Origin of the sequence: Cupriavidus sp. KB_39, assembly GCF_052114485.1 — a bacterium.
Classification (GTDB): Bacteria; Pseudomonadota; Gammaproteobacteria; order Burkholderiales; family Burkholderiaceae; genus Cupriavidus.
Genome location: NZ_JBFREV010000017.1, coordinates 18,578 through 35,553, shown reverse-complemented (window position 1 = coordinate 35,553; position 16,976 = coordinate 18,578). Strand labels below are relative to the sequence as shown.

General features: G+C 68.5%; 19 protein-coding genes. 10 read left to right on the top strand and 9 right to left on the bottom strand.

Annotation, left to right across the window (positions count from 1 at the left end; all coding sequences use genetic code 11):
• Positions 1-195: 195 nt before the first annotated feature.
• Positions 196-390 (bottom strand): Flp family type IVb pilin, encoded by a 195-nt coding sequence (locus AB4Z27_RS14675; protein WP_092296028.1) that lies wholly within the window; start codon positions 388-390, stop codon positions 196-198.
• A gap of 443 nt (positions 391-833) precedes the next feature.
• Positions 834-1,928 (bottom strand): collagen-like triple helix repeat-containing protein, encoded by a 1,095-nt coding sequence (locus AB4Z27_RS14670; protein ID WP_441592668.1) that lies wholly within the window; start codon positions 1,926-1,928, stop codon positions 834-836.
• Between the two features lie 484 nt (positions 1,929-2,412).
• Between AB4Z27_RS14670 and AB4Z27_RS14665 the strand changes: the two genes are divergently transcribed.
• The 4 genes from AB4Z27_RS14665 to AB4Z27_RS14650 all read left to right on the top strand — a co-directional run bounded on the left by AB4Z27_RS14665 (position 2,413) and on the right by AB4Z27_RS14650 (position 8,762).
• Positions 2,413-3,708, top strand: a complete 1,296-nt coding sequence (locus AB4Z27_RS14665) for a collagen-like triple helix repeat-containing protein (protein WP_441644671.1) — start codon at positions 2,413-2,415, stop codon at positions 3,706-3,708.
• 136 nt (positions 3,709-3,844) lie between these two features.
• Positions 3,845-5,521, top strand: a complete 1,677-nt coding sequence (locus AB4Z27_RS14660; protein WP_441644670.1) for a ShlB/FhaC/HecB family hemolysin secretion/activation protein — start codon at positions 3,845-3,847, stop codon at positions 5,519-5,521.
• Positions 5,522-5,635: 114 nt separating this feature from the next.
• The gene (locus tag AB4Z27_RS14655; RefSeq protein WP_441644669.1) at positions 5,636-7,939 is read left to right on the top strand and encodes a TonB-dependent receptor; all 2,304 of its coding nucleotides are present in this window, start codon (positions 5,636-5,638) and stop codon (positions 7,937-7,939) included.
• Between the two features lie 16 nt (positions 7,940-7,955).
• Positions 7,956-8,762 (top strand): tetratricopeptide repeat protein, encoded by an 807-nt coding sequence (locus tag AB4Z27_RS14650; protein ID WP_441644668.1) that lies wholly within the window; start codon positions 7,956-7,958, stop codon positions 8,760-8,762.
• On the opposite strand, the gene AB4Z27_RS14645 is transcribed toward AB4Z27_RS14650, so the two are convergent.
• Complete coding sequence (locus AB4Z27_RS14645) at positions 8,737-8,943, bottom strand: dodecin (protein WP_092296046.1); 207 nt, start codon at positions 8,941-8,943, stop codon at positions 8,737-8,739. The two genes, AB4Z27_RS14650 and AB4Z27_RS14645, sit on opposite strands and share 26 nt — an antisense overlap.
• A 212-nt stretch (positions 8,944-9,155) precedes the next feature.
• On the opposite strand from AB4Z27_RS14645, the gene AB4Z27_RS14640 reads away from it, so the two are divergent.
• The 3 genes from AB4Z27_RS14640 (at position 9,156) to AB4Z27_RS14630 (ending at position 11,342) form a co-directional block, all read left to right on the top strand.
• The gene (locus AB4Z27_RS14640; RefSeq protein WP_441644667.1) at positions 9,156-9,716 is read left to right on the top strand and encodes a phospholipase D family protein; all 561 of its coding nucleotides are present in this window, start codon (positions 9,156-9,158) and stop codon (positions 9,714-9,716) included.
• A gap of 251 nt (positions 9,717-9,967) precedes the next feature.
• On the top strand, positions 9,968-10,396 hold the full coding sequence (locus tag AB4Z27_RS14635; protein ID WP_092296051.1) for a hypothetical protein: 429 nt from the start codon (positions 9,968-9,970) through the stop codon (positions 10,394-10,396).
• Between the two features lie 229 nt (positions 10,397-10,625).
• The gene (locus tag AB4Z27_RS14630; protein ID WP_092296054.1) at positions 10,626-11,342 is read left to right on the top strand and encodes a dienelactone hydrolase family protein; all 717 of its coding nucleotides are present in this window, start codon (positions 10,626-10,628) and stop codon (positions 11,340-11,342) included.
• 7 nt (positions 11,343-11,349) lie between these two features.
• Here the strand turns inward: AB4Z27_RS14630 and AB4Z27_RS14625 are convergent, their stop codons facing one another.
• The gene (locus tag AB4Z27_RS14625) at positions 11,350-12,099 is read right to left on the bottom strand and encodes a glycine zipper 2TM domain-containing protein (protein ID WP_441644666.1); all 750 of its coding nucleotides are present in this window, start codon (positions 12,097-12,099) and stop codon (positions 11,350-11,352) included.
• Between the two features lie 123 nt (positions 12,100-12,222).
• Positions 12,223-12,675, bottom strand: coding sequence for a MarR family winged helix-turn-helix transcriptional regulator (locus AB4Z27_RS14620; RefSeq protein ID WP_092296060.1), 453 nt, complete (start codon positions 12,673-12,675; stop codon positions 12,223-12,225).
• A gap of 174 nt (positions 12,676-12,849) precedes the next feature.
• Here AB4Z27_RS14620 and AB4Z27_RS14615 point away from each other — a divergent pair, with 174 nt between their 5' ends.
• Entirely contained in the window at positions 12,850-13,401 is a 552-nt protein-coding gene (locus AB4Z27_RS14615; protein WP_092296062.1) for a YggT family protein, read from the top strand.
• A gap of 164 nt (positions 13,402-13,565) precedes the next feature.
• Positions 13,566-13,844, top strand: coding sequence for a hypothetical protein (locus AB4Z27_RS14610; protein ID WP_092296065.1), 279 nt, complete (start codon positions 13,566-13,568; stop codon positions 13,842-13,844).
• Positions 13,845-13,913: 69 nt separating this feature from the next.
• On the opposite strand, the gene AB4Z27_RS14605 is transcribed toward AB4Z27_RS14610, so the two are convergent.
• Positions 13,914-14,891: a LysR family transcriptional regulator gene (locus AB4Z27_RS14605; protein ID WP_255370860.1), complete on the bottom strand. Its 978-nt coding sequence runs from the start codon at positions 14,889-14,891 to the stop codon at positions 13,914-13,916.
• Between the two features lie 172 nt (positions 14,892-15,063).
• On the opposite strand from AB4Z27_RS14605, the gene AB4Z27_RS14600 reads away from it, so the two are divergent.
• Entirely contained in the window at positions 15,064-15,885 is an 822-nt protein-coding gene (locus AB4Z27_RS14600) for an IclR family transcriptional regulator (RefSeq protein ID WP_092296068.1), read from the top strand.
• 24 nt (positions 15,886-15,909) lie between these two features.
• Here AB4Z27_RS14600 and AB4Z27_RS14595 read toward each other — a convergent pair whose 3' ends face one another.
• The 3 genes from AB4Z27_RS14595 to AB4Z27_RS14585 form a co-directional block, all read right to left on the bottom strand.
• Positions 15,910-16,203: a 2Fe-2S iron-sulfur cluster-binding protein gene (locus tag AB4Z27_RS14595; RefSeq protein WP_441644694.1), complete on the bottom strand. Its 294-nt coding sequence runs from the start codon at positions 16,201-16,203 to the stop codon at positions 15,910-15,912.
• Between the two features lie 101 nt (positions 16,204-16,304).
• Positions 16,305-16,610 (bottom strand): ferredoxin, encoded by a 306-nt coding sequence (locus AB4Z27_RS14590; protein ID WP_092296074.1) that lies wholly within the window; start codon positions 16,608-16,610, stop codon positions 16,305-16,307.
• Positions 16,601-16,954, bottom strand: coding sequence for a 2Fe-2S iron-sulfur cluster-binding protein (locus tag AB4Z27_RS14585; protein WP_255370861.1), 354 nt, complete (start codon positions 16,952-16,954; stop codon positions 16,601-16,603). Before AB4Z27_RS14585 ends, AB4Z27_RS14590 begins: the two co-directional genes overlap by 10 nt.
• Between the last annotated feature and the right edge of the window lie 22 nt (positions 16,955-16,976).

The following is a 16,976-nucleotide window of genomic DNA, read 5'->3' as shown; positions in this document are numbered from 1 at the left end:
TGTTAGCGCCAAACCGGAGGCGCGGCCTCCCCCGTTGCCGGGGGAGGTTCGCCGACAGCCATTTCGCGACTTGGTACCACTCTCACTGTTGCTTGCCCGGCCGTCCGTGTGCTGCCCGCGGCCGGTGCATTGCCATGACGATCCACGCCGATGCGATCGGCGTGGCCAACAGGGGTCGAGAATTGCCGGCGGCCGCTAGCTGCCGCTCTTCACGCCGAACAGCGTGGTGACCTTGGTGGAAAGTTGGGTGAAGCCCTGGCTGAGGCCGTCGCCGAGGGCCGTGGCCCCCGTGACGATGCCGAGGGCAATGAGGCCCACGATGAGGCCATATTCAATGGCGGTGGCGCCGCGTTGGTAGCGGCTGAAACGTGCCAGCACGTTCTTCTTCATGATGCACTCCCGAAGCGACAAAAAAGAAGTTCCGATCCCGATGGGTGTTGCGCGTGACCGCCAGCGCCACTGCCCGGATGCCGGTTGTGTTCGCCGCTTCATTGAGCGGCGATTTTGTTGTTTTTGGCGCTGGTAGAACATTTATAAGACATGCTATGTCTCCAGCCATACCCCCCATAGGAACTAAGGGAATGCCAATGGGGCCTAGCTTAAAGTGGGACAGACGTTTGAAACAACGCAACCCCGCGCAAAGCGTGATCCGAATTGTTCGCGCGCTGGCAATAAAAGCGAATGTGCCGTGCGGCGTCCTGCACGTTCTGATGCGGGATGCTGCACGGCACGAAATAAAAGGATGCGCCGCGCGGGGTAAGGACGACAGCGCACCATAAAGTAGCCGGGCGATGGCTAGGGAAAGTCCCGAGCCACCTTCAGGCTCGGGGGGGTCAGTGTTGCGTCAGGCCGCCCAGCAGGCCGGTGACGCCATTGAGCGGGGAGCCGGCATTGCCGCTGGTGGCGGTGCCGTTGGTCGCATTGGTCAGCGCGCCGGTTACCGTGCCGACGAGGCCGGTCACCGGGGCCAGCGGATTGGTGCCGCCGCTGCCGCTGGCATTGGCGACCGGCAGGCTGTTGAGCAGCCCGCCAAGCGGATTGCCGCCCGTGCCGCCCCCCGTGCCGTTCCGGTTGTTCAGCAGCACGCCGGCGGCGGCCACGGTCTTGCCGGTCTCCGTCACCACGCCGCCCAGCGGCGAGACGATCGGCTTGCCGGCGTTGGTCAGCATGCTGCCGCCAGTCGCCACGGTGTTACCCAGCTTGGTCAGCAGGTTGTCGACCGGGACGCCCAGGCCGGTGGCCCCGCCCACGGTCTGCGTGGTATCGGTCAGCTTGGTCGTCAGCGGCACGATGGCCTTGCTCGCGCTGCCGGTGAGCTGCGCCACGGGGCCGGTGGACAAGGTGTCGCCAAGCTTGCCGCCCACCTGCATGACGGTGCCGCCCACGGTCTGCACCACGCCTCCCACCGGCTGGGTCACGGGCGCCAGCGGCGAGAGTTGTTCCGTGCCGAGCGACTGGACCAGATCGCCCGCGCTGACTACAGTCTTGCCGGCCTGCGTGACCACGTTGCCGGTGTTGCCGACAGTGACGCCGAGCGGGTTGTCCACGCTGCCGATCTTGCCCAGCCCCTCCCGCACGCCCACGCCGAGCGTGGCCACGGTGTCGCCGGCCTTCATCACCACGTCGCCGGTAGCGTTCTGCGCGGCATCCGGCACCACCGGCAGATTCGCGTCCTTGACCTGCTGGCCGATCTGGCTCACGGCATTGCCGGTGGCCACCACGGTATTGCCGGCGCCTTCGGTCACCTTGGCGGTGGGCGTGGTGTCCACCGAGGCAGCCGGGGTCGGCGTGGCCGGCGGCGGCGTGACGTTGTTGTTCCCGTTCGGCGAGGCGCCGCTGCCGGAACCTCCCGACGAGCAGCCGGCCAGCAGCGCCAGCACGGCGCCACAGGCGATGGTGATGACCGACACCGAACGTTCGCGTTGCATCGTTGACCTCATGATCTRTCTCCTATGGTGTGCTGGTGTGGTGTGCTCGAATCCCTCGGGCTTGCCGATGCGCGCAAGCGGTGTGCCAGCATCAAGCGCACGTTCAATACGGGCGCTCCGCACGCCCTCGCCACCGCCCGGAGACCGTTGCCCGGCGCGGCGCTCCGGCCATCGCGTCGCGCCCCGGCGTGCGTTGCCGAACGCTGCCGGAACGCCGTGTGGCGTGTTACGTGCTACGTAACGTGTTCCCGCCCACGCCACACGCCGCCGCCGCGCGCCAGCCCCGCCCGCTTCATGCGGGCGTTTGAGCCCGCCGCCCGCAAACGCTTGCCTGACGCGCCTCTCCGCGCCCCCTTCCCTCCCTTCGCATGGCATGCCCGCAGGCCGTTGCCGGCCATTCCCGGCCATGGCACACCGTTTGCGCCATGGCATGTACCGCCACGCATTCGTGGCAGGTCGGGAAAAAACCAAAAGGGAAAAGGTCATGCGCAATCAAACGTTCGCGAAGCACATCGCCCTGTCGGCATTGCTCGGGTCGCTCATCGTGCTGGGCGGCTGCGCCAGCGGCAGCGGCTCCACGTCGATGGGCACCAGCGGCTCAGGTGGCTCGAATGGCTCGGGCAGCAACAACGCCGGCCTCGGCGGCACGGGTGGTACGGGCGGCACCGGCACGGATACGGCCAACAACGGCGGTGGTGGTGGCGGCGGTGGCGGCGGTGGAGGTGGAGACAACGGCGGCGGCGGCAGCACGGTGGCGCTCACGCCCACCAGCACCATCGTCAGCAACGCCGGCGGCGTGGTGAAGGGCGTGGGCGATACCGTGACCGACGTCGGCACGGCCATCAAGGATGCGAACCTGCCAGTGGTGTCGCCGGCCACGCAGAACGGCCTGGCCGGCGTGGTGACCTCGCTCGGCAGCGCCGTGAACACGCTGGGCAACGGCGTGCAGGCCGGGCTCGGCAATATGCCGAACGCCACCAACCCGCTGGGCACCACGGTGGCCAGYACCGGTGGYGTGGTCGCSCAGGTCGGCRAYGCGGTGACGAACGCCGGCGGCGCGGTCAGCGGCCTCGGCAGCGGCCCGCTGGCGCCGCTCGGGGCGCTCACCAACCCGCTCGGCGGCGTGGTCTCGCAAGTCGGCGGCGCCGTGACCGATACCGGCGGCAAGCTCGGCACCGCGCTTTCCACCGGCCCGGTCGAGCAGCTGACCAGCGGCGTGAGCAAGGCCATCGTGCCGCTCACGTCCACGCTGACCAGCAGCACCCAGACGCTCGGCGCGGCCACCGGCCTCGGCCAGCCGGTCAGCAAYCTGCTGACCACGGTGGGCGGCGCGCTGGCGACGGCCGGCACCTCGCTGCAATCGACGCAGAAGCCCGTGGTGTCCGGCGTGGGCGGCATCGTCACAGGCACGGGCAACACGGTGGCGTCCCTCGGTGGCGCAGTGAACGGCCCGSCCAGCGGCGGCGCTGGCCCGCTGGCGCCGGTGACGGGRCTGGTCAGCGGCATCACGTCTGGCCTGACGGGCGGTAACGCTGGCGGCGGCTCCGGGACGTCCGGCCCGCTTGCGCCGGTGACGGGCCTGGTTGCCGGGCTGACCGGCGGCAACGCGCCGGCGACGACCACCCCTGCGCCGACCACGCCGACGCCCAGCGGCGGCACGGGCGGAAGCAAGCCGGCRAACCCGCTTGCCCCGATCACCGCCCCAGTCACCGGCCTCGTCGGCGGGCTGGTCGGCGGCCTGACWGGCGCCCTCGGCGCGGGCGCCGGCGCGCGRCGCTGACGGCCTCCCATCGACATCGCACTGCACACACAAGCGTAGCGGCCACCGCAAGGCGGCGGGGATAGCGGCATCCCCGCCCGCCGTGGCACGCCACGCATAGCCGCGAAGCTGTGCTTTCTTGCCTTGGGGTATTGCCATGCGACCACGCGTCCGTGTTGCCGCGCTGCTGCTCAGCGCCGGCGCCTGCCACAGCAGTCTCACTTTTGCCGAACGGGGCCCGGTACAAGGCGACCCGACCCAGACCCTGCCGCGCATAGCGCCGAGCAAGCCGGCCGACAGCAACGTCACGGTGCAGGTGGAGCGGCCCGACGCCGCCCTGCAGAACCTGCTGGCCTCGCGCCTGACGCCGCGCCACTTCCGCATCGAGGGCGCCAGGACGCTGCCCTTCGACCAGATCGCCGCCAAGTTTGCGCCGCTGGCCAACCGCGAGATCACCGTCGCCGAACTGCTCCAGGCCGCCGAGTCCGTCACGCAGCTATACAAGGAAGCCGGCTACCCGCTCTCGTTCGCCTTCGTGCCGGCRCAGTCCTTCGAGCATGGCGATGTGCTGGTCACCGTGGTGGAGGGCTACGTCGCCAACGTCACGGTGCGAGGCAAGCCCGGTCCCGCCGAAGCGCGGCTGCGCAAGATCGCCGAGCAGCTCAAGCAGGACCGGCCGCTGCGCCAGGAGCGCTTCGAGCACTACGTCAACGTGCTGGCGCAGCAGCCCGGCATGCAGGTGGCGGCCACCGTGCAGCCGCCCACCACCACGGACGGCGCCTGCGAGATGGTGCTTGAGGTCAAGCGCAAGCCGTTCACGTTCGGCACCGGCGTGGAGTGGATGTCCCCCGGCGTGCGGGCCATCGCCACGGCCACCACCAACAGCCTGACGCCGCTGGGCGAGCAGCTCTCGGTCTCCACGCTGTTCCCGAAAGGGCGCGATAACGAGGAGTACTACGCGGCCAGCTACGCGCAGCCGATCGGCACCGAGGGCATGCKCGCCAAGCTCACCGCCTCCCACTACCGTGGCGTGCCCGAGAACGCCGCGCTGGCGCCAATCGGCTTCGAATCGCGCTACGTGAACGACTCGAAGCGGCTCGGCGGCACGCTGAGCTATCCGCTCATCCTCAATAACCGCCACGCGCTGACGCTGACCGGCGGGATGTACGCGAACAGCCAGTTCGAGCGCTACACCCAGGCCGTGCAGCCGGGCGCGGGCCGCCAGGTGGAGCTGTCCACCAGCGTGCGCGTGGCGAGCCTGGAGATGGGCTACGTCCAACGCGCGGAGGGTGTCACGCGCAGCGCCACGCTCGGCCTCTACAAGGGCTTCGACGCGCTCGGCGCGAATCGGGAAAACAATCAGAATGATCTGAACTTCCTGCGCACCCGGCTGCTGGTCTCGCAGGCCAACGACCTGCCGTTCGGCTTCGGCATCGCGCTCTCGGCGGCCGGGCAGTTCAGCGACCAGCGGCTGGCGTCGAGCGAGCAGATCAGCTTCGGCGGGCGCTTCTTCGGCCTCGGCTATCCGGCGGGCGAGGTGGCCGGGGACAAGGGCTGGGGCGCCTCGGCGGAACTCAACCGGCTGTTCACGGTGGATTTCACCTACCTGAAGACGCTCCAGCCGTTCCTGGTGGCGGACATGGCGCGCGTGGTTTCGAACAGCGTGTCGCTCTCGCACCGGACGCTGCAGTCGCTGGCCATCGGCCTACGTTTTTCGGACCGGCGCTACTACACGATGGACGTCTCGGTGGCCCAGCCGGTGGGCGACAAACCCACCAATGCGAGCCATCGCTCGCCGCGCTTCAACCTGCTGTGGTCGTACCAGTTCGATTGAGTCACCGCACCAGCCGCTGAGGCGGTTTGGTGCAGTTCGATCCTTGACCCCCGCGTCACCCGCAAATGAGAATGGCTCGCATTTGTACACATCAGCACGTACCAGGGGGTTGTCATGCAGGTCTCACGCGTCGTGGCCGGATCGGCCACATTGTCCCAATCCGACGAAGCATCAGAAGGCCGTGCCGGGGCGTCGTTGCCCCGGCTGACGCAGGCCGTGGGCGTGGCCCTCGCCGCCGCACCCGTGGCGGCGCTGGCGCAGGTGGAGCTGCCACCGGTCACCGTCAACGAAGACCGCCACGACGGCTTCCGCGCCGCGTCCACCGGATCGCCCAAGGACCCCGAAGCGCTGCGCGACACCGCGCGCTCGGTCAGCGTGATTCCGCAGGAGGTCATCCGCACGACGGCCGCCACCAGCCTGACCGAGGTGCTGCGCACCGTGCCGGGCATCACGTTCGGCGCGGGCGAAGGCGGCAATCCCATCGGCGACCGGCCGTTCATCCGTGGCTATGACGCGCAGGCCAGCACCTTCCTCGATGGCTTCCGGGACATCGGCGCGCAGTCGCGCGAGATGTTCAACGTGGAGTCGGTGCAGGTCAACAAGGGGCCGGCCGGCGCCTATGACGGACGGGGCGGCGCTGGCGGCACGATCAACATCCAGAGCAAAGCACCCCGGCTGGAGCGCTTCGCCGAAGGCACCCTCGGCGTGGGCAATGCCGAGTACGTGCGCGCGACGGTGGATGGCAACTGGCGCATCGGCGAGCATGCCGCCGTGCGGCTCAATGCGATGTCCCACAGCAGCGACATCCCCGGGCGCGACGCCGCGCGCGTGAGCCGGTGGGGCGTGGCGCCGTCCGTCGCCATCGGGCTGGGCACCGCCACGCGCGTCACCGCCTCCTGGTATCACTTGCAGACCGACGACCAGCCCGACATCGGCATTCCCTACAACAACGCGCCCCACACCGCCCGCAAGGACGGGCGGCCCCGGGTGCGCCCGACCGGCGATGGCCGGCCGCTCGACGTGCCGCGCGAGACCYACTACGGCCTGCTGAACCGTGACTTCCAGAAGGAGCAGAACGACACCGGCACGCTGCGTATCGAGCACGATTTCAGCCCCGCGCTCAAGCTCCGAAACCAGACGCGGCTCGCGCGCACCCAGCAGGACTTCATCTGGACCCAGCCGGACTCCAACCTCGGCAACACCTACTACAACCTGCTCTGGCGGCGCGCCAACACCCGCGTGGGCACCGTCGACACGGTGGCCAACCAGACCGACCTGTCCGGCACCTTCCGTACCGGCGCCATCGGCCACAAGTACGTGGCGGGCGTCGAATTCTCCGAGGAGAAGGCCAACTGGGATACCTACAAGGTCGATACCGGCGACCGCCGCTGCGCCAATGGCGCCGGCGCGGCCAGCGGCTACAACTGCACGACCGTGTTCGATCCCAATCCGGCCGATCCGTGGGCAGGCGCGATCCAGCGCAACCACCGGCCGACCGATGTGCGCACCCGGACGCTGTCTGCCTACCTGTTCGACTCAGCCGAGATCACGCCGCAATGGCTGGTCAATGCCGGCCTGCGGCTCGATCGCTATGACACCACGCTGACGCAGGCGCCCAACGCCAGCGGCGTGCGCAACCAGTTCTCGCGGCAGGACACGCTGGTCAACTACCAGCTCGGCGCGGTCTACAAGCCGGTGACGTGGGGCAGCGTGTATGCGAGCTTCGGCACGTCGTCCACGCCGGCGGGCTCGTTCCTCGGCCAGGGGGCGGAATCCAATTCGCTGGCGACCGACGCCGCCGGCAATCGCGGCGACCAGCTCGCGCCCGAGAAAAGCCGCGCTTTCGAGTTGGGCACCAAGTGGGATGTGCTGGGCGAGAAGCTGGCCCTGACCGCCGCCGTGTTCCGCATCGACACGGACAATACGCGGATCCTCGAGCAGGACGGCACGGCGCGCATGGCCGGCGAGCGGCGCGTGGATGGCGTGGAACTTGGCTTCGCCGGCAACGTCACGGCCAGATGGGCCGTGTACGGCGGCTACACCCACCAGAAGGCCACGCTGCGCCGGAACGGCGGCAAGGGCACGGCGAACGGCGCCACCGACGGCAACGCGTTCCCGAACACCCCGGCTGACAGCTTCAGCTTCTGGTCCACCTACGAGGTGCTGCCGGGCCTGATCCTCGGGGGCGGCGCCAACTACGTGTCCAAGGTCTGGGGCAACGAGGCCAATACGAAGTGGGTGCCGGCCTACTGGCGCTTCGACGCGATGGCCGCGTACCGGCTGAGCAAGTTCGCCAGCGTGCAGCTCAATCTGCAGAACCTGACCGACAAGTCCTACTACGCGCAGGCGCACCGCAACCACTACGCCACGATGGCGCCGGGCCGCGCCGCCACGCTGACCCTCACGCTGCGCTACTGACAGCCGGAGACGGAGGATGGATACGCTGCCATTCCGCGTGGCCTCCGCGCTGGAGCTGGGCCAGCTKGCGCCCGATRCCCTGCGCSACGTGCTGGCYGGCCCGCCCGGACCGGCGCTACGCTGGCTCGGCGCGGCAGCCGTCAGCGGCCAGCTCGATGCGCAGATGACGCTCGGCCAGTGGTTCCTCGCCGGGCGGGGCCTGCCGCCCGATGCCGCCCGCGCGCACTACTGGTTCAAGCGGGCGGCGCTGTGCGGGCACGCCGGCGCCGCCAACCTCGTCGGCCGCTGCTACGAGAACGGCTGGGGCACGGCGGCCGATGCGCGCGCCGCCACGCACTGGTTCCACACCGCCGCCCTGCGCGGCTCCGATTGGGGGATGTACAACTTCGCCACGTCGCTGGCGCTCGGGCGCGGCATGGCCGCCAGCCGCGCCGCCGCCTTCACGTGGTTCGAGCGCGCGGCGGCACGCGGCCATGCCAAGTCGCTCAACGTCGTCGGGGGCTTCTATGAAGATGGCTGGCACGTGGCGCGCAACCTCGCCTGCGCGGCGGACCACTACCGTCGCGCCGCGGCGGGCGGGGACTTCCGCGGCTGCTTCAACCACGCGCGCATGCTGGCGCTGGCCGGGCACGAGATACCCGCGCGCGCATGGGTCCGGCGCGCGGCCCTGACGGCCAACGCGCCGTTCGTCGACAAGATGCTGGCCTGGCTGGTTGCGGCACCGCAACCCGCACTACGCGCGCTGGCGGATGCGGTGCAAGGCGCCCCGGGCGCACGGGGCGCCCGGGCGGTGCGCCTCAGTTCACCCGGAACCCCACCTTGATCATGACCTGGAAGTGCGCGATCTTGCCGTCCTGCACATGGCCGCGCGTTTCGATCACTTCGAACCAGTCGATGTTCTTGATGGTTTCACCGGCTTTGGCAATGGCGTTGCGGATGGCACCGTCGCAGCCGTCGGCGGATGAGCCGACGATTTCGACCAGCTTGTAGGTGTGGTTCGTCATGGTGGTCTCCTGTCGCATCTGGCGTTGTGCCTTCCATCATAGGCAGCATGTCCGGCAAGCCCAAGGGCCACGGACGCCGCAGGGCCCCCCGCGCGGGTTGCGGAAGGGCCGCTTCCACTGTTACGCTGCGGGCCGCTGAACTTCTGCCACCACTCTGTAACCTGATGTTTACTTYYCTTCACCGTTGCAAGCGGCTCGCCCTGGCGAGCCTGATGGTTGCCGCCACCGGCCTCGCCGCCGTGGCCCAGGCCCGCACCACCTCCACGCTCGRGCGTCTGGCCGATGCGCTCACGCCCGCCGCGCGCCCGAGCGCGTTCGCGGCCGGCAGCACCTATACGCTCTGCTTCGTGCCGGACGGCCCGAGCTGCCAGGACATGCTGATCGATGCCATCCACAACACCCGCCGCAAGCTGCTGATCCAGGCGTACTCGTTCACCAACGCGCAGATCGCCAAGGCCGTGGCCGATGCGCACCAGCGCGGCGTGGACGTGCGCGTGATCGTGGACAAGAGCCAGGTCTCCGAGCGCTACACCAGCGCCACCTTCCTCAAGAATGCGGGGATTCCCGTGGTGATCGATACCAAGCCGGCCATCGCCCACAACAAGGTCATGGTGTTCGACGACCAGGCGGTCTTCACCGGCTCGTTCAACTTCACCAAGTCCGCCGAGCAGCGTAACGCCGAGAACGGCATGCTGATCCGGGGCGACGCCGCCGTGGTGCGCGCCTATACCGAGAACTGGCGCACCCGCTTCGAGCAGTCCTCCGCGTACTGATCACACGCCAGGGGCCTCCCCCGGCCCCTCGGCATCCTCCCGCAGCAGGATCAGCCAAACGCTGACAGACCGGCCGCCCGCGCCGGTGTCTACTTCAGGTGTGTATCCCCGGATGCCGCGAACGGCGATTGCCCGGGGTCATGCCAGCCATGATCCCCCGCCAGACCCTCTCCGGCGATGTTTCGAGCCTGCCCTCTCGCATCGTCCGATCGCCCCCTCGCGCGCCGCCGGCCAACCTGGCAGGAGGAAATATGCTTACCAATCAGAACACCGATAAACCCGTGCGCCGAGGGGCGCGCGCGCTTTGCGTCATCGGCGTGGCCGTGGCGTCGCTGGGCTTGTCGATGGGCGCCCGCGCCGACATGAGCACGTCCAGCGCCGGCCCGTTCACCTATGTATGCGGTGGCGTGGCGGCGGACGAACAGGCGGAAATGAACAGCGCGGCCCGCGAGTACGACATGGGCCTGCTCTTCACRCARGGCGGCCGGGGCGAGTACCTCTCGGACGTCAACGTGAAGCTGATGCGGAACGGCAAGCAGGTGGCGGAGTTCACGTCCACCGGCCCGCGCTGCCTGATCAAGGGCCCGCGCGCGTCGTACCAGGTAGTGGCCACGTTCGAGGGGACGTCCAAGCGGACCACCCTGAGCCCTGGCGAGAAGAACGTGCAGTTGCGTTGGTAGGGAACCGCCCCAACCGGCCTCTATCTATATAGATATGCAGCCCTGAGCCGCCATCCCCTGCGCGGCCCCATGCCGCGCCCCGTCCCCGCGGGGCCGGCATATTTTTTTGCCCSCGTTTTTGCCCACGTAGTTGCCCACGGTTTTCGGCCACGGCCTGCATGAATGCAACAGGAATGGCACACTTCCGGGTTCTATTGTGGAGTGCCTCAAACCCTGGAGAGTTCGCATCATGACGACCAAGCCCGACAGCCGCTGGATTCGCATCGACACCGCCGATGGCAGCTTTGACGCCTACCTGAGCCTGCCGCCGGGCGGCAAGCAGCCCGGCAATCCCGGCATCGTGCTGATTCAGGAGATCTTCGGTGTGAACGAGCACATCCGCTCGGTGGCGGACCAGTACGCGGCGGACGGCTACGTGGTGCTGGCCCCGGACGTGTTCTGGCGCAAGGCGCCGCGCGTGGAGCTGGGCTACAGCGGCCCGGACTGGGAACAGGCGATGGCGCTGCGCACCAGCGTGGACCTGGAAGCCGCGGTGTCGGACATCGGCGCCACGGCCACCGCGCTGCGTGCCGAGATTGGCACGGGCGGCAAGGTGGCGGCAGTGGGCTACTGCTTCGGCGGGCTGCTGTCGTACCTGGCGGCGGCGCGGGGTCTGGTCGATGCAGCCGTGCCGTACTACGGCGGCGGCATCCAGAACCAGCTGCACGAGGCCGCCGCGCTGAACGTGCCGGTGCAGTTCCACTATGGCGCGCTGGACAAGCACATCCTGCCCGAGCATGTCGAACAGGTGCGCCAGGCCGTGGCCGGCAAGCGCGGCACCGAGGTCTTCGTCTACGATCAGGCCGATCACGGCTTCAACTGCTGGGCACGCGCCTCGTTCCATCAGCGCTCGGCGGCGCTGGCCCATGGTCGCGCGCTGACCTTCCTGGCCAACGCGCTGTCCTGAGCCCCGCTCAGTAAGGCACGGCCACGCCGTTCTGTATCTTCACGCGGTCGCCCGAACGCAGGTTGTAYGGGCTGGCCTGCGTGAGGGTCAGGTAGCCGCTGTCGTTGGTGCGCACGCGCACCCGGTAGGCCGCCGGCCCAGTGTTGGTCTGCTTCTCCACCGCGTTGCCGGCCACGGCGCCGGCGACCGCGCCGCCAATCGTGGCGATGGTATTGCCGCGCCCGCCGCCCACCTGATGGCCGAGCAGCCCGCCCGCCACGCCGCCGATCACTGCGCCGACGCCGCTGGTGTCCGCAGGCTGGCCCCGCACCATCTCGATCGATTCCACCCAGCCGTAGCGCACCGCGTACGGGTCGGCACCATCGCCCGGCTGTGTCGCCGGATAGCCGTACTGGTCGTAACCGGGCTGCTGGGGGTAGGACGCCTGGGGATAGCCGGACTGCGGATAGCCCGACTGCGGGTACGCTGGCTGCGGGTAGCCCGGCTGCTGGTACGCTGGCTGCTGGGGATAGCCCGACTGGGGATACGACTGCGCCGGATACCCGCCGCTGATCTGCGTGCCGCTGGTGCCGCTGGTGCCGCTGGTGCCATACCCCGCCTGCTGCGGGTAGCCACCGCCGTAGTTGCTGCCGTAGCCGCCTCCATAGCCGATACCGTACCCGTCGGCATAACCATTGCCATACGGCGCGGTGACACAGCCGGCCAGCGCGCCGGCGGCGATGACGGCCAACGCCGTGGAACGAAACGGGAAAGACATGGTGGAGACTCCTGCGGCCAATGCGCGTGTGGATGATGCGCGCGAGTCTAGAGCCGGGGCTCGGCGGCAGGTGTCACGGRAGATTGTGATGGGTAACGGGCTGTAACGCCGCCCGTGGACGAATCAGAGCCGATCAGCGCCGTCGTCGTTGAACGCCGTGATGCGGGCCACGCGGAAGGTATTGCGCAGGGACTCGAGTTCGGCCCGGTGCAGCATCGCCAGCCGGTTCAGGCAGCGCTCGCCCTTGGCCAGCAGGTGGATCTGCACCACGCGGCGGTCGTCGGGATTCACCTTGCGGCTGACCAGCCCGGCCGCCTCGCAGCGGTTCACCAGCGCCACCACGCCATGCTGCTTGGCCTGCAGGCGCTCGGCCAGCTCGCCCACCGAGGCCCAGTTCCGCTCCGCCGAGCCGCGGATGTGGAGCATCAGCAGGTATTGCTGCACCGTCACGCCTTCGGCGCGCGCGGCGTCTTCGGAAAACCGCAGGAAACGCCGCAACTGGTATCGGAAATCGGACAGCGCCTCGAAATCCTGCTTGGTCAGGGCGGCTTGGGGCGCGGCGGGCTTGCGTGGCATTGAAGAATCAGTTTTGCAGAGGGGGAAATCCGGCGCTCATTATAAAAGCACCCCTTGTGCSCGCAGGCATCCTCCGGTGCGCTGGCGCGCATTTCCGCATGCGCGCCGGACGGGGTATGGCAGAATCTGTGCGGAGACCGACACCCTAACACCGCCAACCCGGAAATCCGCCCGATGTTCACGGAAATTGTCCTGTTCCTGCTTGATACCGTCTTCACGCTGTTCGGCATGGCACTGCTGCTGCGCCTCTGGATGCAACTGACCCGGCTGCCGTCGCGCAATCCGGTGTCGCAGGGCGTGTTCCAGGTCACGGACTGGATCGTCCGGCCGCTGCGCCGCATCATTCCGGGCTTCGGCGGCATCGACTGGGCCACATTGATCGCGGCCTACCTGACCGCCGTGCTGTTCCTGGTCTGCCGTGCGCTGGTGCTGGATGCGGATCCGCTGGCCTTCCTGCCGGTGATCCTCGCCCTCAGCCTGCTCAACGTGCTCAAGTGGGGCATCAGCATGGTGATGTGGGTGACGTTGCTGATGGCGATCCTGTCGTGGGTCAACCCGCAATCGCCGATGGCGCCGGCGCTGTGGCACCTGACCGCGCCGATGCTGCGCCCGCTCCAGCGCGTGATACCGCGCCTGGGCGGCTTCGACATCTCGCCGCTGATCCTGTTCGTGATCGCGCAGATCCTGCTGATGGTCATCGCCAGCGTGAGCCGTGGCGTGATCTGAGCCGCAAGGCTAGCACAGATCGACCCCCTAGGGTTAACCCTTATTRTCCAGCTGACTGGACAGTCTTTCGAGGATTTACCCTTTTTCCTGTGCGTGCCGAAGCCTACATTACAGCCACCGCGGACCCACCGCGATCTCTGCCAATAAGTAGGAACAGCACGACCATGAAGAAGACCCTCGCCCTCACCCTCCTCGCCCTCGGCCTGGCCGCCGGCGCCGCCTCTGCCCAGGCTTCGCAATCGATCACGGACCTGGCCCGCCTCGACGGCAGCATCGGCCGCGTCGGCAAGGCTGACCCGTACACCGACGGCGCCCGTGGCGTGACCGAAAAGCGTGATGTGTACTCGGAAGGCGCGCGCGGCGTGACCGAGAAGCGCGACGTGTACTCGGAAGGTGCCCGCACCGTGACCGAGCAGCGCGACCAGTTCAGCGAAGGCGCCTGAGCCGCGTAGCAGTACCAAGGGCGGCGCAATGCCGCCCGGCAGCACCCCCGGGGCGCTCCCCACGCCCCGCTAGACTTCCCCCTGCTCCATCCGCTCGAAGGCTTCCACCCGTCCAGCGGGCGCCATCCGCGCCGCCGGCTCGGCCAGATCGCCCAGATCCGCGCCCATCATCGATTCGATGGCTTCCATGAACGCGCGCACCTTGCGCGGTTGCAGGCGCCGGTCGGGCAGCAGCGCGAAGACGCGCAGCGGCGGCAGCGGATAGTCGGGCATCACCCGCACCAGCCGGCCCTGCGCGATCTCGGTCTCGGCGGCCGTCATCGGCACCCGGGCGATGCCCAGCCCGGCCAGCGCGGCCTGCATGCGCAGTTCGGCGTTATAGGTCTGCATGCGCGGGCGGATCGGCACCGAAATGCGCTCGCCATCGCGCGCGAACTCCCAGACCGAGACGCCGGGCGTGGCCAGCGTCGGCATGTTCGAGAGATCCTCGGGATGCATCTGCGCCGGCAGGCTCGCCGCCAGCGAGGGCGCGGCCACCAGGCCGCGTTCCACGTGCCAGATGCGCCGGGCGATGGTGCCGGAGTCGGGCAGTTCGGTCTCCACCGTGACGAAGGCGATGTCGAAGCCCTCGCGGATCGGATCGACCAAGCCCTGGGAAATCTCCACCGTGATATCGAGTGCGGGATGCGCCGCAAGTGTTCGGCAGATCACACCGCCCAGTTGCTGGGCGCCGAACTCGTACGGCGTGGCGATGCGCAGCATGCCCTGCACGCGCTCCTCGCGCGCCAGGGTTTCCTGGCGGATCTCGCGCAGCCGCGCGAACAGCGGGGCCACGTCGCGATAGACCGCGCCCCCGGCATCGGTGAGGCGCATGCGGCGCGTGGTGCGCTCGAGCAGCTTGGCGCCGATGGCCGTTTCCAGCCGCGCCACGGCGGCCGACACTCTGGATTTGGGGCAGTCCAGCGCCGCCGCTGCCGCCGTGAAGGTGCCCTGCTCGACGACGCAGCAGAACGCCTCCCAATCATTCCACTGAATTGTTTCGTTCACTGACCCGATGACCTGCGACATTTTGCGATCGCACATTATGAGGGAGAGCGGGGCGTCCGTCAGCGTGGCGGTCAGTCGCGGCGGGGTATTGCCGATGGCCCCGGACTAGCGATTTGGACGCATTTCCACTACCCTTTCGGCCTTTCCGAGCCAATTTCGAGCCCATTCCGCAATGGCGAGCCCTGCCGATCCCGCATCATCCCGCACGCCGGGCACCCCGCCCGCCGAGAAGCCGAGCGACAGCTATGTGCAGTCCTTCGCACGCGGGCTGTCCGTCATCCGCGCATTCGACGCCCGCCACCCCACCCAGACGCTGACCGAAATCGCCCAGGCCAGCGGCCTGACCCGCGCCGGCGCGCGCCGTATCCTGCTCACGCTGGTGGGGTTGGGCTATGTGCAGGCCGATGGCCGCCAGTTCCGGCTCACGCCCAAGATCCTCGACCTCGGCTTCGCCTACCTGACCTCGATGCCGTTCTGGAACCTGGCCGAGCCGATCATGGAGGCGCTCTCGCAGTCGGTGCATGAAAGCTGCTCGATCTCCGTGCTCGATGGCACCGAGATCGTCTACGTGCTGCGCGTGCCGGCACGCAAGATCATGACGATCAACCTGTCCATCGGCAGCCGGCTGCCGGCCTATTGCTCGTCGATGGGGCGCGTGCTGCTGTCGGGGCTCGATGACGACACGCTCGACCGCGTGCTGCGCGACACCGCGCTGGAAGCGCGCACGCGCCGCACCGTGACCGACATCGACCAGTTGAAGTCGCTGATTGCCGACATCCGCACGCGCGGCTGGGCGCAGAACGATCAGGAACTGGAGGAAGGGCTGGTCTCGCTGGCCGCGCCCATCCGCAACCGCACCGGGCAGATCATCGCCGCCATCAATATCAGCGGGCAGGCCAACCGCACCAGCGCGCAGGAGATGTCGGATCGATTCCTGCCACCGCTGCTGGAGGCCTCCGAGAAGATTTCCGGGCTGGTCGGCCTGCGGACCTAGGTCGGCCCTCGGTCGAAGACGGGCTTACACCCGCGCCTTCGGCTCCCACGACACCGCGATATCGCCGTTGACGAAGGTCTGGCAGGCCATGCGGAAGCCGGCGCCCAGGTCGTCATCGCTCAGATGCTTGCGCTCCTTGGGCTTGACCGCGTCCGTATGCTCCAGCCCGCGATCGATGTGGCACTTGCAGGTGCCGCACAGCCCGCCGCCACACTTGAACGGGATGCCGCCCTGCTCGCGCAGCGATACGCGCAGCAGGTTGCTGTTGGCGGGCGCGGTAACCGTCTTGCCGCCATTGGTCACGAATTCGATTTCCACCTTGCGGACCTCCGGCGCCGCAGCGGGTGCGGCGGGCGCGGCGCTGCCGCCGCCAGTGTCCTCGGTGGTGTCGGCGGCAGCCGTCTCGATATCTGCCCGCATCATTGCTTCCTTAAAGAGAGGTCCATGCTGCCGAAGTGCGCCAGCGCCTGCAGCGCGGCCCGGGCAGCGTCGAGCGTGTCGAAGCGCTCGAGGAATTTCGATGGCACGTGGTTGACCACCGGCGGCGCATCCGGGCCGCCGGTTTCGTCGATCACGGGCACCTTCACCGCCGCATGCAGCGTGGCGATCACGAAGATCGCCTTCGGGCGGCCATAGAACAGGTACTCGTAGGTTTCCACCGGCTCCACGCCCGGCACGGCCTCCGTGCGGAACTGGCCCGGCTTGCTGGTCAGGATCACGAACATGAGGTCTGGGCCTGGGTGTTGGCCTGAGGTTGTGCCGGGGTCTCAGGCTGCTGATCCTCCTGCTCCAGCTCGATGTCATGCGTCAGCCAGATCTGGCAGGCAAGCCGGAAGCCCTGGTCGATCCGCTCGCCCAGCTGCTTCTTTTCCTTCCAGTTCGGCGGCGGCAGGTGCTCGGCGCCCGCCAGGACCCGGCACGCGCACTTGGAGCACTTGCCCATGCCGCATTCGTAGCGCAGGTTCGGATACGGAAACTGCTTGATGCCGGCGCGGACGACGAGGTTGGTCTCGGGCTTGACCTCGTCCACGAAAACCTGCCCGTGCTTGTGAAAGACGACTTTCGGCATGTTGGTGACTTCGCTGAAATCG

What these genes read in the sequence shown, in the direction of transcription:
- AB4Z27_RS14675 (WP_092296028.1), bottom strand. Translation starts at nt 390, where the DNA reads ATGAAGAAGAACGTGCTGGCACGTTTCAGCCGCTACCAACGCGGCGCC.
- AB4Z27_RS14670 (WP_441592668.1), bottom strand. Translation starts at nt 1,928, where the DNA reads ATGCAACGCGAACGTTCGGTGTCGGTCATCACCATCGCCTGTGGCGCC.
- AB4Z27_RS14645 (WP_092296046.1), bottom strand. Translation starts at nt 8,943, where the DNA reads ATGACGAACCACACCTACAAGCTGGTCGAAATCGTCGGCTCATCCGCC.
- AB4Z27_RS14630 (WP_092296054.1), top strand. Translation starts at nt 10,626, where the DNA reads ATGACGACCAAGCCCGACAGCCGCTGGATTCGCATCGACACCGCCGAT.
- AB4Z27_RS14620 (WP_092296060.1), bottom strand. Translation starts at nt 12,675, where the DNA reads ATGCCACGCAAGCCCGCCGCGCCCCAAGCCGCCCTGACCAAGCAGGAT.
- AB4Z27_RS14615 (WP_092296062.1), top strand. Translation starts at nt 12,850, where the DNA reads ATGTTCACGGAAATTGTCCTGTTCCTGCTTGATACCGTCTTCACGCTG.
- AB4Z27_RS14610 (WP_092296065.1), top strand. Translation starts at nt 13,566, where the DNA reads ATGAAGAAGACCCTCGCCCTCACCCTCCTCGCCCTCGGCCTGGCCGCC.
- AB4Z27_RS14600 (WP_092296068.1), top strand. Translation starts at nt 15,064, where the DNA reads ATGGCGAGCCCTGCCGATCCCGCATCATCCCGCACGCCGGGCACCCCG.
- AB4Z27_RS14590 (WP_092296074.1), bottom strand. Translation starts at nt 16,610, where the DNA reads ATGTTCGTGATCCTGACCAGCAAGCCGGGCCAGTTCCGCACGGAGGCC.
- AB4Z27_RS14585 (WP_255370861.1), bottom strand. Translation starts at nt 16,954, where the DNA reads ATGCCGAAAGTCGTCTTTCACAAGCACGGGCAGGTTTTCGTGGACGAG.